The following is a 13,840-nucleotide window of genomic DNA, read 5'->3' as shown; positions in this document are numbered from 1 at the left end:
CTCGAACCGGTCCCACAGCATATTAATTTTCGTGCTCCCTTCGGCGGCATAGTTAATTTGAAATTTTAAACAGTTAAACTCTTTAAACATTGACAATTTTTAAGTTGATGGTTAATATTTTCCTTGGATATATCTTGTGCCAAATATTTCAAGAGAAGGCTAGTTGGTGAGAAAGCCTAAATATTTGGAATAAAGATGCTGCCAAATTAAATTGTATATATTAATGTTGAGAGGCTAACGAAAAATCGTTGCAAACAAGGTGGTACCGCGCAGTGGCGTCCTTGGAGTTGCAGCGATTTTTCGTTTTTTTAGGGAGATAATATGAAGAATTTATCGAGTGCTGAAATAAGAAAAATGTTCTTAGACTTTTTCGAAACAAAAGGTCACATGATTGAACCTAGTGCATCACTTGTTCCACATGATGATCCAACTTTGCTTTGGATCAACTCTGGTGTTGCTACAATGAAGAAATACTTTGATGGAACAGTTGTACCTAACAATCCTCGTATTACGAGTGCTCAAAAGTGTATCCGTACGAATGATATTGAGAATGTTGGTAAGACTGCTCGTCACCAAACTTTCTTTGAAATGATGGGTAATTTCTCAGTTGGGGATTATTTCAAGAAAGAAGTTATTCCGTGGGCTTTTGAATTTCTAACAAGTCCTGAATGGATTGGTATGGAAAAGGATCGTTTGTATATCACAACTTATCCTAAAGATACTGAAACACAAAAGCTTTGGGCTGAAGTTGGCGTTGCTCAAGACCATATCTTAAAAGATGAAGATAACTTCTGGGATATCGGTGAAGGTCCTTGTGGTCCTGATTCAGAAATTTTCTACGATCGTGGACAAGAATTTAACAACTTGTCAGAAGATGATCCCGAAAACTATCCTGGTGGCGAAAACGAACGTTACCTTGAAGTTTGGAACATCGTGTTCTCAGAATTGAATCATTTACCAAATGGTCAATATGTTGAACAACCACATAAAAACATTGATACGGGCTTAGGTCTTGAACGTCTTGTTTCAGTTGTTCAAGGTACAAAGACTAACTTTGAAACTGATTTATTCATGCCTTTGATTGAAGATGTTGGTTCATTAGTTGATAAAAAATATGGTGACAATGCTGAAGACGATATTTCATTCAAGATTATTGCTGACCATGCTCGTTCAGTATCATTCGCTATTGGTGACGGTGCCTTACCTTCAAACGAAGGCCGTGGCTATGTTATTAGACGTTTGATTAGACGTGCTGTTTTGAATGGTAAGAAGTTAGGCGTTAACGGACCATTCTTATACAGACTAGTTCCCATCGTTGGTCGTATTATGGACAGTTACTATCCAGAAGTTAGTGACCAACAAGATTTCATTGCTAAGACAATCAAGCAAGAAGAAAAGCGTTTCTCAGAAACACTTGATGCTGGACTTGCATTGCTTAATGGTGTAATTGCTGATCTTCGTAAGAAGAATGAAACAGTTATCGATGGTGCTAATGCTTTCAAACTTTACGATACTTACGGATTCCCAATGGAACTTACACGTGAATATGCAAACGATGAAGGTTTGACAGTTGATGAAGCTGGTTTCAAGGAAAACATGGAAGCACAAAAGCAACGTGCTCGTGAAGCTCGTGGAAACTTACAATCAATGGGTATGCAAGATGAAACTTTGATGGAAATCAAGACACCTAGTGAATTCATTGGTTATGATCACAATGAAACTGAAAGTACTTTGAAAAATATCATTGTTGACGACAAAGAAGTTAAGACAATTGCTGAAGGTCAAGCACAATTGATTTTCGATACAACTCCTTTCTATGCTGAAATGGGTGGTCAAGTTGCTGATGTCGGTAATATTTATGATATGAATGGCAACCAAGTGGCTGAAGTTGTTGATGTTCAACACGCACCAAATGGTCAAAACATTCACCTAGTTAACGTTATGTCAGCCATTTCTGCTGATACACAATACAAACTAGAAATCGATGTTGATTTCCGTGAAAAAGTTCGTCACAATCACACTGCTACTCACTTGTTGGATCAAGCTTTGCGTGATGTTGTTAGTTCAAGAACTCACCAAGCCGGTTCATTAGTTGAACCAGATTATCTTCGTTTCGATTTCAACAGTAATACTGCTTTAACAGATCAACAAATTGCTGACCTTGAAAAAATCGTTAACGAAAAAATCTGGGCTGCTATTCCAGTTAAGACAGAAGTCTTGCCTATTGAAGAAGCTAAGAAGAAGAAGGGTGCCATTGCACTTTTCAGTGAAAAATATGGTGACACAGTTCGTGTTGTTGAAATTGATGATTTCTCAACTGAATTCTGTGGTGGTACACATGCCAGAAATACTTCAGAACTAGGACTCTTCAAGATTACTTCTGAATCAGCTATTGGTTCAGGTACAAGAAGAATTGAAGCTGTTACTGGCGAGGAAGCTTTCGAATACTTCAATGAACAATTACAAACGTTGCAAGAAACAGCAAAAAATATTAAAGTTAACCAATTAAAAGATGTACCAAGTCGTGCTGCACAAATGGCCGATGAAATTAAAGCCCTCAAGCGTGATAACCAAAACTTGAAGACGCAACTAACTAGTCAAAAGTCTGCTGAAGTCTTTGACAATGTAGAAGATATTAATGGCTATAAAGTTATTTCAAATATCTTACCTGCAGACATGTCAGCTCTTAGACAATTAGCAGATGATTGGAAGAATGGCGACAAGTCTGATATCTTGGTTCTTGGTGCTAGTGGCGATGACAAGGCTAGTTTAGTTGTAGCTGTTAACAAGGATGCACAAGCTAAAGGTGTCAAAGCTGGAGATTTAATTAAGAAAATATCTAAGGAAATTCAAGGTGGCGGCGGTGGTCGTCCAGATATGGCGCAAGCTGGTGGTAAGAATCCTGCTGGTTTAACAAATGCGTTACAATTAGCCAAAGATATTATTAAATCTTATTAAAGTGGGCTATAATTGAAATGAAGCTTTTCGGTCACTTAAATTTTAGTTATATGGAGGTTTGCCATGAGTTCACTTGATAAAACTATGAGTTTTGACTTTAATGAAAATAAGGGCAAAGATGTTAAAGAAACATTGCAAAGTGTTTACCAATCACTAGAAGAAAAGGGATATAATCCAATTAACCAAATTGTTGGATACCTACTTTCTGGTGACCCTGCATACATTCCACGTCACAACGATGCCCGTAATTTGATTTTGAAACATGAAAGAGACGAGATAATTGAAGAACTAGTTAAGAGTTATCTCAATCAAGGTAAATAAATGAGATTATTAGGTTTAGATGTTGGTTCGCGTACTGTCGGAGTTGCTTGCAGTGATTTATTAGGCTGGACAGCTCAGGGAGTCGAGATTATTCGTATTAATGAAGACAAGGAAGAATTTGGCTTAGATCGTTTAGGCGAGATAATTCAAGAAAAACAACCAACGGGTATTGTCCTTGGGTTGCCTAAAAATATGAATAATACTGAAGGACCAAGAGTAGAAAAATCTCGTGAATATGGCAAAATGGTCGAAGATAGGTTTCATTTGCCAACCGATTTTATTGATGAACGTCTAACGACTGTTCAAGCCGAAAGAATGTTGATTGATGAGGCCGACGTGTCTCGTAAAAAACGTAAGAAAGTTATCGATAAGATTGCCGCAGAGATGATTCTACAGAATTATCTTGATGCTAAAGGTAAACTAACACGAAATTAAGGTGATAATTATGAGTGAAGAACAACCACCAAAAGATTTAGACGAAGTTATTTTAAGTGATGACCAAGGTAATGAAGAAACATACAAGATCCTCTTTACTTTCGATTCAGATGATTATGGTAAATCATACGTATTCTTATATCCTAAGGCTGATGAAGATTCAGACGAAATTGAAATCCAAGCATTTTCATTCACACCAGACGAAAATGGTGATGTTGATGCCGGAGATTTAGAGCCAATTGATGACCCTGAGGAATGGGATATGGTTCAAGAAGTTTTGAACACCTTCACAAGTGACGAAGATGAATAAGCTCTAAACAAGTAACGATTGGCGCAAGCCAATCGTTTGGTTGTTTCTAGTCGTATGAAATATGATTTATAAATTCGCTTTTTTAGCATGATTGAAGTAAGGGGAAATAATGCTTAGTCTGTTACTTATTTTACTTTTGATTTATGGTTTTTATATTGGTGCTCGCCGTGGATTAGCCATGGAAGCATTTTATGCAGTTGGATACGCACTGTTCTTTTGTTTGGCGCTAGTTTCTTTTAAGTGGCTAGGACCTAAATTTGAAATGATCGTGCCTTATCCTTCAGCCAATTTAGGCAGTGAATTTGCCTTTTTCTCAACAAAAGTTGGTATGGAACTAGATGATGCATTTTACCGTGCCTTTGCTTTTATTTTTATTTGTTTCATTGGTTGGATCATTGTGAGATTCGTCGGCCTTTATTTCAAACGATTGACATATTTTCCAATGTACAATGATGTGAATTTATTGAGTGGAGGAATTATTGGCTTTATCGTCACATATGTCAGCATCTTTATGGTGCTTTTGTTAGTGGCTATGATTCCAGTACCCGGTTTTCAACATGCTTTGCAACATTCATTTGTAGCTTCGGCCATGATTAAAAGTACGCCTGTTTTAACGGCTGCTCTTAGCAATCTCTGGATTGGAGCTATCTAAACTTTAAGACTGAGACAATTTGTTTCAGTCTTATTTTGTAATAGGAGAGAACATGAATAATAAAGCTTTGAAAGTATTGGAGTTTGACAAGATCAAAGATGAAATTGCCAAATATCTAATCACAACGCGCGGGAAAACTCTCTTAAAGAAATTAATGCCGATGTCGGTTGAGTCGATTGTCCAAAGATTGATCGATCAAACCAAAGATGGAGCCGATATTGTTCGTATTAAGGGTGAAATCCCGGTTAGAAAATTAGCTGATCTCCATGATCAAGCTAACCGTTTGAAAAAAGACGGTAACCTCAATGGAACAGAACTAGCTGCAATTGGCCAAGTTCTTCAAAATACTAGTGAATTAAAAGAATTCTTTGAAGATTTGAAAGATAATCAAATTGAATTACGTCAGCTATATGACATGAATGATAATTTGATTGATAATCCCGAATTAACGAGACGAATTGCTCGTTCACTAGATGATACTGGTCGTGTTTTGGATACAGCTTCAGACGATTTGAAGTATATCAGAGGACACATTACTAAATTAAATGATCAAATTCGCCAAACAATGGCTCAGTTTACACGTGGCAAGAATACTAAGTATTTGACTGAAGCATTGGTAACGTTGCGTGATGATCGATTCGTTATTCCAGTTAAGGCTGAATATAAGGCTAAATTTGGTGGTGTAGTACACGATCAAAGTGCCAGTGGTCAAACATTTTATATTGAACCACAAGCTGTTGTTGGAATGAATAATCAACTACATGAAGCCAAGGTGTCAGAAAAGTCTGAAGAAATTCGAATTTTGAATAACTTGTCTGACTTAGTTCGTCCAGAAATTGACGAAATTGTTAAAAACAATGAAGTTTTGGCACAATTTGACTTAATTAATGCCAAAGCTAAGTATGCTAAAGAAATTAAGGCGACAGAGCCAATTATTTCTAAAGAGCATGTCGTTGACTTGGAACATGCAAAACACCCGCTAATCGACCCAGAACGAGTTGTAGCAAATGATATTAAGTTAGGTGATGGCTATAAGACCATGTTGATCACCGGACCTAATACTGGTGGTAAAACTATCACGATGAAAACACTTGGTTTGATTCAATTGATGGCGCAAGCTGGTTTGTTTATTCCTGCTCGTGAAGAGAGTGAAATTGCTGTCTTTGATGAAGTCTTCGTTGATATTGGTGATGAGCAATCAATCGAACAAAACTTGAGTACGTTCTCCTCACATATGGATAATATTATTAATATCATTCACAAGGTATCAGAACACAGTTTAGTTTTGATTGATGAACTTGGTGCCGGAACTGATCCGCAAGAAGGTGCAGCTATTGCCATCGCTATTTTGGAAAAACTTTCGCAATCAAATTGTGATATTATGGCGACAACTCACTATCCAGAGTTGAAGATTTTTGCTTATAATACGCCAGAAACAATCAATGCCAGCATGGAATTTGATGAGAAATCATTGAAGCCAACCTATCGCTTGTTGATTGGTATTCCTGGAGCAAGTAATGCCTTTAATATTGCCGCTCGTTTGGGGATGGACAAAAGTGTCGTTGATCGAGGACAAGCTTTGATGGATGGCGAGAGTCAAGATTTGAACAATATGATTGCCGATCTTGAGAACCGTCGCAAGGAATTTGAACAAAAAAATGACCAATTGAAGATTCAATTGGCTAAGAATAAAGATGTTCAAACTGACTACGAGAAGAAGAGCGATGCTCTTGATAAGTCGAAGAATTCTGAATTGCAAGCAGCGAAGGTTCGAGCAAATCAAATCGTTGCTAAAGCTAAGAAGGAATCAGACAAGATTATTGAGAAGCTTCATAAGATGGAACAAGATGGTGTAGCTATCAAGGAAGATCAAATTATTTCTGCCAAGACTAATTTGAAGAATCTTCATCAAGATGAAGCTGTTAAGAAGAATCGTGTCCTACGTCGCAACAAACGTCGCCAAGCTTTGAAGGTTGGGGATGATGTTAAGGCGTTAACTTATGACCAAGTAGGAACAATTGTCCGGATTGATAAAAACAATCAATATGAAGTTCAACTTGGTATCTTGAAGATGAAGTTTGGTGCTGATGAACTTGAAAAAGTTCAAAACGCTGAACCAGAACCAGAAAAGAAACCAACAATGATTCGTCGAACAAAGAGTTCAGGCTTATCAAGTAAGTTAGATTTACGTGGCAAACGTTATGAAGAAGCTATGTCAGACTTGGATCAATATATTGATTCAGCCCTCTTAGCTGGTTATAATCAAGTCACGATTGTCCATGGTTTTGGGACAGGTGTTATCAGAAAGGGTGTCACGAATTATCTCCAGAGAAATCCTCGTGTTAAATCATTTGGATATGCTCCAGCAAGCTCTGGTGGATCTGGCGCTACGATTGTCGATCTTTAGAGAGTAAATATTTCCAAAAGGTTGGACAATAAGATAATATTTAATTTGTCAAAGGAGTGAATAAAATGGTTGATGAAGTAACAGATAAAGAATTTGCTGAAGAAACAAAAGATGGTGTTGTATTAGTTGATTTTTGGGCAACATGGTGTGGTCCATGTCGTATGCAATCACCTGTTATTGAAGAATTGTCAGAAAATGATGATTCAGTTAAGTTTTTAAAGATGGATGTAGATGCTAATCCAGATACACCTAAGGAATTTGGAATTATGGCTATTCCTACACTTGTTATCAAAAAAGATGGCGAAGTTGTAGAAAAGCTAACAGGTTTCCATAATAAAGCTCAACTAACTAAGATTCTTGACGGCTATTCAGATTAATTAAACATGGCCGCCTCCAGAAACAAGAAATTTAGGTCGCTATGGGGACCGATTCGAGCCAAAGAGCGGTCTCGAATCTCGATTTTGAACCTCGCAAAATACGCGAGTTTCAAAACTCGTCCCGTGGTGTAAGCACTAAAGTGCTAACGCCACCTTCACAGCGACCTAAATTCTTGTTTCTTCCAGCTTTTTTATTCGTTGTTTTCTATTCTTAATTGCTAGAGTAACAAGACTTATAGGGTGTTTAACGATTATGGAGACGTGTAACTAGCACAACACGTTATAAATAGAATGAATGATAGTAAAAATCGGACAATCCTGAAGATGGATGTGTCCGATTTTTTTTTGCTTTATTAAACTTATGGTATTTTACGATTAAAGGATAATTGATTGAATTTCAATTGAACTTTAAACAATTAATTAACTAGTCTCCGGGAGCAAGAAATTTTGGCAGCAGTGCAGGTGGCGTTAGGGCTTTAGCCCTTACACCACGGGACGAGTTTTGAAATTCGCGTACTTTGCGAAGTTCAAAATCGAGACGAAAGACCTTGGCTTTCGTCGGTCCCCACAGCAGCCAAAAATTTCTTGTTCCCGGAGACGGCACCTCACCAACCAAAAAGAATCAAGTCAACAAACCCTGTTAGATCAGGATTGTTGACTTGATTCTTTTGATGTAATTATAATTTTTCAGCAATAAACACAGCCACTTTGATCGTTTTTTGGTGTATACTTTAGTTTCGATCAATTTGTATTTTAATTGTCACGCTTTTGGCTTTACTGTTGACAGTGTATGTTCCTAAACAATATGCTGCGATTGTTTTTTCAACAGTTTCAGCGATTATTCCAGTTTCTAATGAAAACTCTGGATCATCATTATTTGTATCAAAACGTTGTTCAACTTCGGGACCGGTTAACTTATAGGTGTAACTACTTGGTGTTTGCTTAACAACTGCTAAATTTCCAAAGCCAGCTTTAGAAAACAGCTCTGGCAAACTTTCCATGTCGAGAATTAATTGGCGGCTTAGATTTTTACCAGCCCAATAGAGTAGTTCAACGGTATCTTTATCGAGTAGATCAGGTAGAATGAAGTCACGGAGAACTGAAACGGCAAAGTAGTTTTCAGTTAATGTTTCGTCCTTTTCACCAGATTCACCCTTTTTTAATGCATCAGTTAACGTTGGTTTGTTAAGATCTTTTGATTTTGCGGCCATTGCTATAGCTCCTTTTTTCAGACAATTCATTATATCATTAGAATAATTGCTTTTTAAGTAATTGTAAAAGATAGGACATAAATATTTTCATAAAATACAAGTAATTCACTTAAATGAAGGCAGGGGTAACATGATGAGTGATCAAAGACCAATTGGAGTACTAGATTCCGGACTAGGCGGGTTAACTGTCGTTAAAGAAGTGATTCGTCAATTGCCTAATGAGAACGTCATTTTCATTGGTGATGAAGCACGTATGCCTTACGGGGTAAAAACTCATGAACAAATCATATCTTATACAAGAGAAATGGTACAGTATTTAATTAGTAAAAATGTAAAATTAATTATTTATGGATGTAATACAGCAACCGCAAATGCACTGACTGAATTGCAAACAGAATTTACAGTTCCAATGATAGGTGTCATTAAGCCCGGTTCACAAGACGCTGTTAAAATTACTAAAACTGGCAAAGTGGGGATTATTGGTACTGAATCCACAGTTAATTCTCAAAGTTACAATAAAACGATTGCCGAAATTAATCCTGAAATTAAAGTTTTAGGCATTGCAGCACAAAAGTTTGTTGCGTTTGTTGAAGCTGATGAAACTAATACTCAGGCTGCACAAGATAGTATTAAAACAACTTTAGCTCCATTTAAAGATAGCGATTATGACACTTTGATTTTGGGATGTACCCATTTTCCAATGTTAAAGACACAAATCAATAATTATTTACCAAATATGACTTTGATTGATCCAGCTGTCAGCACAGTTGGGATTGCCAAGAAATATTTATCAGACAATAATCTCTTAACAAATCAAAAGACGAGAAGTTTGAAGCTATACGCAACAGGTAGTATCGATGAATTTTCAAAATTAGCTAAACGCTGGTTACAGACAGAAATCGATGAAATCAGTTTAGTAAATATTGGGGAGTAACGATGAAAGAAATAATCATAGCAACTAAGAATCCAGGTAAAGCTCGTGAATTCAAGCGAATCTTTAATGAAGAAGATTTTACTTTGAAGACGCTCTTAGATTTACCAGCTTTTCCAGAAATCAGGGAAACTGGGAAAACTTTTGAGGAAAATGCCACAATCAAGGCACATGCAGTGATGGAACGCTTTAATTTGCCAACAATTGCTGATGACTCAGGATTACAAATCGATGCCTTATATGGTCGTCCAGGCGTTTATTCAGCTCGTTATGCTGGAGATCACAATGATGCAGCTAATAATGCTAAAGTATTGAGCGAGTTAGGTGGTGTCCCACATGAAAAGAGAACTGCTCGTTTCGTTTCTACATTAGTTTTCGCTAATCCTAAAAATGATCAAGATTTAGTTGTTGAAGGGGAAGTTAAAGGACTAATTGGTCTCTTTCCAGAAGGTGACGATGGCTTTGGTTATGATCCATTGTTTTACATTCCTGAACTGGATAAGACAATGGCACAATTGACGATTGATGAGAAAAATGAAATCAGTCACCGTGGCAATGCTATTAGAAAACTTGAGACAAAATGGGAAGACTGGATTAATTGGTAATTAATTGCCGTTAAATTGATAAAATGCTAGTATGAAAGTGCTATTAAAATACAGGAGGGTAATATTATGACTGGTGGACAAATTGCAGGATTAATCGCAGCAGTTGCTTTTGTAGTATTGGTTGTATATTTAGCCAGAACATTAGTACAAACCGCTAAATTGCTTCAAGAATTACAGGAAACGATGAAGGAAACAACGAAGATGGTTGAAGTTCTTTCAAAGAATACTGAACAAATCATGGATCAAAGTACTAAGTTAGTCGATAAAACAAATACTTTGATGGATGATGTTAACAGTAAATCTAGTAAGTTGAATCCATTGTTTGACACAGTTGAAAATCTTGGTAAGAAAACAGCTAAGGCAACTGAGGAAAAACCTAACAGTGGTTTTAATTTCCAAAGCTTGATGACATTAGGTAATCTTGCTACAGTTGCTAAGACTGCTGCTAAGATTTGGCCAAGAAAGAAGAATAATTAGCTATGAAAAATAATCATTTTGTATTGGGCCTAATCTTAGGCTGTGCATCAGGATATGCTGCTTCTAAGTATTTAACAAGTGAATCAGGTCAAAAGGTCTTAGAGAACATCAAGACAATTCGTGGCGATTTCAATAATGGCGGCGTTGGCTTGAATACCAATGGCGATTTAGTTGATTCATTCAATGAAAAGACAGATGCGCTTAAAGACCATATGACAAAAATCAAAGACGATGAAGATACATCAGATATTGTCTTCGATGAAGATGATCTAAACGATGAAAGTTCTTTAGACGATAATAAAGATTAATATAGTGAAATAATAAAAATCGGACAATCCAAAAATTTGGATGTCCTTTTTTTATGTTTCCGAAAGTCTATGTAATTAAAAAGGCCTCGATTGAGTTAAGTCAGTCGGGGTCTCTTTATATTTGTATTTTTGTGAATGGTTGGTGCCTATGCCACAGTGAAAGGATTCCCTTTAGTTTCTGGGAATAACCATTGCTCAGCTGTGGCATGAGTCAAATTAGTCAATGTATTTTAATTCTTTGCTTGTATGTGTGAATGGTTCACAGCCATCGTCAGTAATGTAAACACAATCTTCAATTCTAACTCCGGCAACGTTTGGGATGTAAATACCAGGTTCGATTGAGAAGCACATGCCTGGTTTAAGTTCCATGTCATTACCTTCCATGATTGATGGGAATTCGTGTTCTGATGTTCCCATACCATGTCCTAAACGGTGAATGAAGTATTCGCCATAGCCAGCTTTAGTAATAACATCACGAGCAACTTTATCAAGCTCAGCGGCAGTGATACCTGGTTTAGCTGCATCCATAGCAGCATATTGTGCTTCAAGGTCAACTTTATAGATATCAAGAGGTTTTTCATCTGGTTGACCGAAAGCAACTGTTCTAGAAGCGTCACTGATATAGCCATTGTGAACTGTTCCAAGATCGAATAAGATTAATTCATTTTTTTCGATTGGTGTTTTTTCAGGGCCACCATGTGGATTAGCAGCATTGGCACCGGCTTGGACGATTGTGTCAAAGCTCATGTGCATGACACCTTTTTTCATCATTGCATATTCGATTTCAGCAACGACTTCTTGTTCTGTACGGCCTTCTTTAATAGCTTTGAAAGCAACGGAGAAAGCATAATCAGCTTCATCACCAGCAGCCTTTAGTTCAGCTATTTCTTCCGGTGTTTTAATTAACTTGGCATTTTCCATGTAACGAGAAAGGTTAACAGGGAATTTAGCGTCAGGGAATTGTTGTCTTAAAGCTTCAAGTTTTTGAACTGACATGTCATCTTTTTCGATACCCCAGTTGACAGGTGAACCAGCAACATCTTTAATGTGACCAGCCATCAAGGCAAATGGATCTTCATGATCGAGATAACCAAAGACATCCTTGTCCCAGCCAGCATCCTTGGCAGCTTCAACTTCAAGTTGAGGTGCGAACATAAATGGATCCTTATCTGGAAAAACAAGAAGAGCAAGAATACGCTCTACCGGATCACTATAAAAACCGGTAAAATAGTTAATATCAGTTGGATTTGAGATATATGCAGCATCAAGTCCATTTTGTGCTAAATACTCTTGTAGTGCTATTAATTGTTTCTTCATGAAAATACTCCTTTACGACGATATTTATATGTAGTATATCACTGAAAATGATTTTCTTTTTGAAAAAATGTGAAAACTTATCCCAATGATACAGAAACCGCTTGCAAAATGTAAAAATGTTTGATAAATTAGAGATAATTAATGAAAATATTGTTTGAGAGAGTGAATATTAATGGAGAAAAAAGTAGTAACAATTTATGACGTAGCCGAAGCTGCCAACGTTTCAATGGCAACCATTTCTCGTGTAGTCAACGGTAACGCCAATGTAAAGGAAGAGACTAGAAAGCGTGTTTTGGAAGTAATCGATCGTTTAAACTATCGTCCAAATGCGGTTGCTCGTGGTCTAGCAAGTAAGAAGAGTACAACAATTGGTGTAATTCTACCTGATATCACTAACTTGTACTATGCATCGTTAGCTAAGGGGATTGATGATGTTGCCTCAATGTACAAATACAATATCATTCTAACTAGTTTGCAAGAATCAGTTGGCGATGAAGAACAAATCTTGAATAATTTGTTATCAAAGCAAGTTGATGGTCTTATTTACATGGGCAAGCAATTGTCTAAGAAACTTAAGCGCATCTTAGCAAACTCAAAGACACCAATCGTTTTGGCGGGTTCAGTTGATAAAAACAATGAAAGTGCCAGTGTAAATATTGATTTTACTGATGCTGTTGCTAGTGTTGTTGGTCAATTGACACAAAACGGTCACAAGAAGATTGCCTTTGTTGGTGGTAGTCTTGAAAATCCTATTGATGGTAAGTATCGTCTTGATGGTTACAAGAAGGCTTTGAAGAAAGCACACTTGAACTTCTCATCAAATTTGGTTTTCGAAGCTGAATATTCAGTTCGTGCCGGCGAAGCTATCTGGGATGCAGTTCACAGTAGTGGTGCTACAGCTGCTTATGTTACTGACGATCTTCTAGCTTCAGGTATTTTGAACTCAGCCGTTAAAGCTGGTGTTAAGATTCCTGACGACTTTGAATTAGTAACAAGTAACGATACAATTCTTTGTGAAGTAACTCGTCCTAAGATGAGTTCAATCGAAGAACCATTGTATGATATCGGTGCCGTTGCTATGCGTCTTTTGACAAAGATGATGAACCAAGAACAAATTGATGACAACACAATTAAGTTGCCATACAGTATTGTAAAACGTGGTTCAACTAAATAATAAATGATTATATGAAAAATATGGTAGATAAATTTCAACGAAATTTATCTACCATATTTTTTTGATTTCTATTTTAAATAACTTAGATTTTAGTTATGTAATACTAAAATAACTAATATACTAGCTTCTGGGTGTAAGAAATGTTGGTAGCAGTGCAGGTGGCGTTAGAGCTTTAGCTCTTACACCACGGGACGAGTTTTGAAATTCGCGTATTTTGCGAAGTTCAAAATCGAGGTTCGAGACCGTATTTTGGCTCGAACCGGTCCCCACAGCGCCAACATTTCTTACACCCAGAGGCGGCTCTAACCAAAGAAATAACCGTGAAAGTTTCTAAGCCTTTTTCTACCCTTAGTCAAG

Annotated in this window: 14 protein-coding genes; 12 read left to right on the top strand and 2 right to left on the bottom strand. The window is 37.0% G+C overall.

What is annotated here, in order from left to right:
* Window positions 1-321: 321 nt before the first annotated feature.
* The 7 genes from alaS to trxA all read left to right on the top strand — a co-directional run bounded on the left by alaS (window position 322) and on the right by trxA (window position 7,460).
* Complete coding sequence (gene alaS / locus FD31_RS12835) at window positions 322-2,958, top strand: alanine--tRNA ligase (RefSeq protein WP_057893181.1); 2,637 nt, start codon at window positions 322-324, stop codon at window positions 2,956-2,958.
* A gap of 63 nt (window positions 2,959-3,021) precedes the next feature.
* Entirely contained in the window at window positions 3,022-3,279 is a 258-nt protein-coding gene (locus tag FD31_RS12830) for an IreB family regulatory phosphoprotein (protein WP_010018752.1), read from the top strand.
* The gene (ruvX, locus tag FD31_RS12825) at window positions 3,280-3,714 is read left to right on the top strand and encodes a Holliday junction resolvase RuvX (protein ID WP_057893180.1); all 435 of its coding nucleotides are present in this window, start codon (window positions 3,280-3,282) and stop codon (window positions 3,712-3,714) included. It begins immediately after the preceding gene.
* A 10-nt stretch (window positions 3,715-3,724) separates the two neighbouring features.
* The gene (locus FD31_RS12820) at window positions 3,725-4,024 is read left to right on the top strand and encodes a DUF1292 domain-containing protein (protein ID WP_083483685.1); all 300 of its coding nucleotides are present in this window, start codon (window positions 3,725-3,727) and stop codon (window positions 4,022-4,024) included.
* 109 nt (window positions 4,025-4,133) lie between these two features.
* Window positions 4,134-4,676, top strand: coding sequence for a CvpA family protein (locus FD31_RS12815; RefSeq protein ID WP_083483684.1), 543 nt, complete (start codon window positions 4,134-4,136; stop codon window positions 4,674-4,676).
* 52 nt (window positions 4,677-4,728) lie between these two features.
* Window positions 4,729-7,083, top strand: a complete 2,355-nt coding sequence (locus tag FD31_RS12810) for an endonuclease MutS2 (protein WP_057893179.1) — start codon at window positions 4,729-4,731, stop codon at window positions 7,081-7,083.
* 65 nt (window positions 7,084-7,148) lie between these two features.
* Window positions 7,149-7,460 carry a thioredoxin gene (gene trxA / locus FD31_RS12805; protein WP_057893178.1) on the top strand — a complete coding sequence of 104 codons (312 nt, stop codon included), beginning with the start codon at window positions 7,149-7,151 and terminating at the stop codon, window positions 7,458-7,460.
* Window positions 7,461-8,191: 731 nt separating this feature from the next.
* Here trxA and FD31_RS12800 read toward each other — a convergent pair.
* A complete protein-coding gene (locus tag FD31_RS12800) occupies window positions 8,192-8,671 on the bottom strand; it encodes a DUF2507 domain-containing protein (protein WP_057893177.1) in 480 nt (159 codons plus the stop codon).
* A 130-nt stretch (window positions 8,672-8,801) separates the two neighbouring features.
* Here FD31_RS12800 and murI point away from each other — a divergent pair, with 130 nt between their 5' ends.
* The 4 genes from murI (at window position 8,802) to FD31_RS12780 (ending at window position 10,992) form a co-directional block, all read left to right on the top strand.
* A complete protein-coding gene (murI, locus tag FD31_RS12795) occupies window positions 8,802-9,605 on the top strand; it encodes a glutamate racemase (protein ID WP_235805371.1) in 804 nt (267 codons plus the stop codon).
* A 2-nt stretch (window positions 9,606-9,607) separates the two neighbouring features.
* Window positions 9,608-10,207, top strand: a complete 600-nt coding sequence (locus FD31_RS12790) for an XTP/dITP diphosphatase (RefSeq protein WP_057893175.1) — start codon at window positions 9,608-9,610, stop codon at window positions 10,205-10,207.
* Window positions 10,208-10,273: 66 nt separating this feature from the next.
* Window positions 10,274-10,684 (top strand): DUF948 domain-containing protein, encoded by a 411-nt coding sequence (locus FD31_RS12785; RefSeq protein ID WP_057893174.1) that lies wholly within the window; start codon window positions 10,274-10,276, stop codon window positions 10,682-10,684.
* 2 nt (window positions 10,685-10,686) lie between these two features.
* On the top strand, window positions 10,687-10,992 hold the full coding sequence (locus tag FD31_RS12780) for a hypothetical protein (RefSeq protein ID WP_057893173.1): 306 nt from the start codon (window positions 10,687-10,689) through the stop codon (window positions 10,990-10,992).
* A gap of 216 nt (window positions 10,993-11,208) precedes the next feature.
* Here FD31_RS12780 and FD31_RS12775 read toward each other — a convergent pair whose 3' ends face one another.
* Window positions 11,209-12,309: a M24 family metallopeptidase gene (locus FD31_RS12775; protein WP_057893172.1), complete on the bottom strand. Its 1,101-nt coding sequence runs from the start codon at window positions 12,307-12,309 to the stop codon at window positions 11,209-11,211.
* A 172-nt stretch (window positions 12,310-12,481) separates the two neighbouring features.
* Between FD31_RS12775 and ccpA the strand changes: the two genes are divergently transcribed.
* Window positions 12,482-13,483, top strand: a complete 1,002-nt coding sequence (ccpA, locus tag FD31_RS12770; RefSeq protein WP_057893171.1) for a catabolite control protein A — start codon at window positions 12,482-12,484, stop codon at window positions 13,481-13,483.
* The last annotated feature ends 357 nt before the right edge of the window (window positions 13,484-13,840 follow it).

It is taken from the genome of Companilactobacillus nantensis DSM 16982 (assembly GCF_001435815.1).
Lineage (GTDB): Bacteria > Bacillota > Bacilli > Lactobacillales > Lactobacillaceae > Companilactobacillus > Companilactobacillus nantensis.
The sequence above is the reverse complement of the archived record's forward strand: the minus strand, read 5'-3'. Positions and strand labels throughout refer to the sequence as shown.

Bases quoted from the DNA above. Each gene is read 5' to 3' on its own strand.
- FD31_RS12810 (WP_057893179.1), top strand. From the start codon at position 4,729: ATGAATAATAAAGCTTTGAAAGTATTGGAGTTTGACAAGATCAAAGAT.
- trxA (WP_057893178.1), top strand. From the start codon at position 7,149: ATGGTTGATGAAGTAACAGATAAAGAATTTGCTGAAGAAACAAAAGAT.
- FD31_RS12775 (WP_057893172.1), bottom strand. From the start codon at position 12,309: ATGAAGAAACAATTAATAGCACTACAAGAGTATTTAGCACAAAATGGA.
- FD31_RS12780 (WP_057893173.1), top strand. From the start codon at position 10,687: ATGAAAAATAATCATTTTGTATTGGGCCTAATCTTAGGCTGTGCATCA.
- ccpA (WP_057893171.1), top strand. From the start codon at position 12,482: ATGGAGAAAAAAGTAGTAACAATTTATGACGTAGCCGAAGCTGCCAAC.
- FD31_RS12815 (WP_083483684.1), top strand. From the start codon at position 4,134: ATGCTTAGTCTGTTACTTATTTTACTTTTGATTTATGGTTTTTATATT.
- murI (WP_235805371.1), top strand. From the start codon at position 8,802: ATGATGAGTGATCAAAGACCAATTGGAGTACTAGATTCCGGACTAGGC.
- FD31_RS12800 (WP_057893177.1), bottom strand. From the start codon at position 8,671: ATGGCCGCAAAATCAAAAGATCTTAACAAACCAACGTTAACTGATGCA.
- FD31_RS12830 (WP_010018752.1), top strand. From the start codon at position 3,022: ATGAGTTCACTTGATAAAACTATGAGTTTTGACTTTAATGAAAATAAG.
- alaS (WP_057893181.1), top strand. From the start codon at position 322: ATGAAGAATTTATCGAGTGCTGAAATAAGAAAAATGTTCTTAGACTTT.
- ruvX (WP_057893180.1), top strand. From the start codon at position 3,280: ATGAGATTATTAGGTTTAGATGTTGGTTCGCGTACTGTCGGAGTTGCT.
- FD31_RS12820 (WP_083483685.1), top strand. From the start codon at position 3,725: ATGAGTGAAGAACAACCACCAAAAGATTTAGACGAAGTTATTTTAAGT.
- FD31_RS12790 (WP_057893175.1), top strand. From the start codon at position 9,608: ATGAAAGAAATAATCATAGCAACTAAGAATCCAGGTAAAGCTCGTGAA.
- FD31_RS12785 (WP_057893174.1), top strand. From the start codon at position 10,274: ATGACTGGTGGACAAATTGCAGGATTAATCGCAGCAGTTGCTTTTGTA.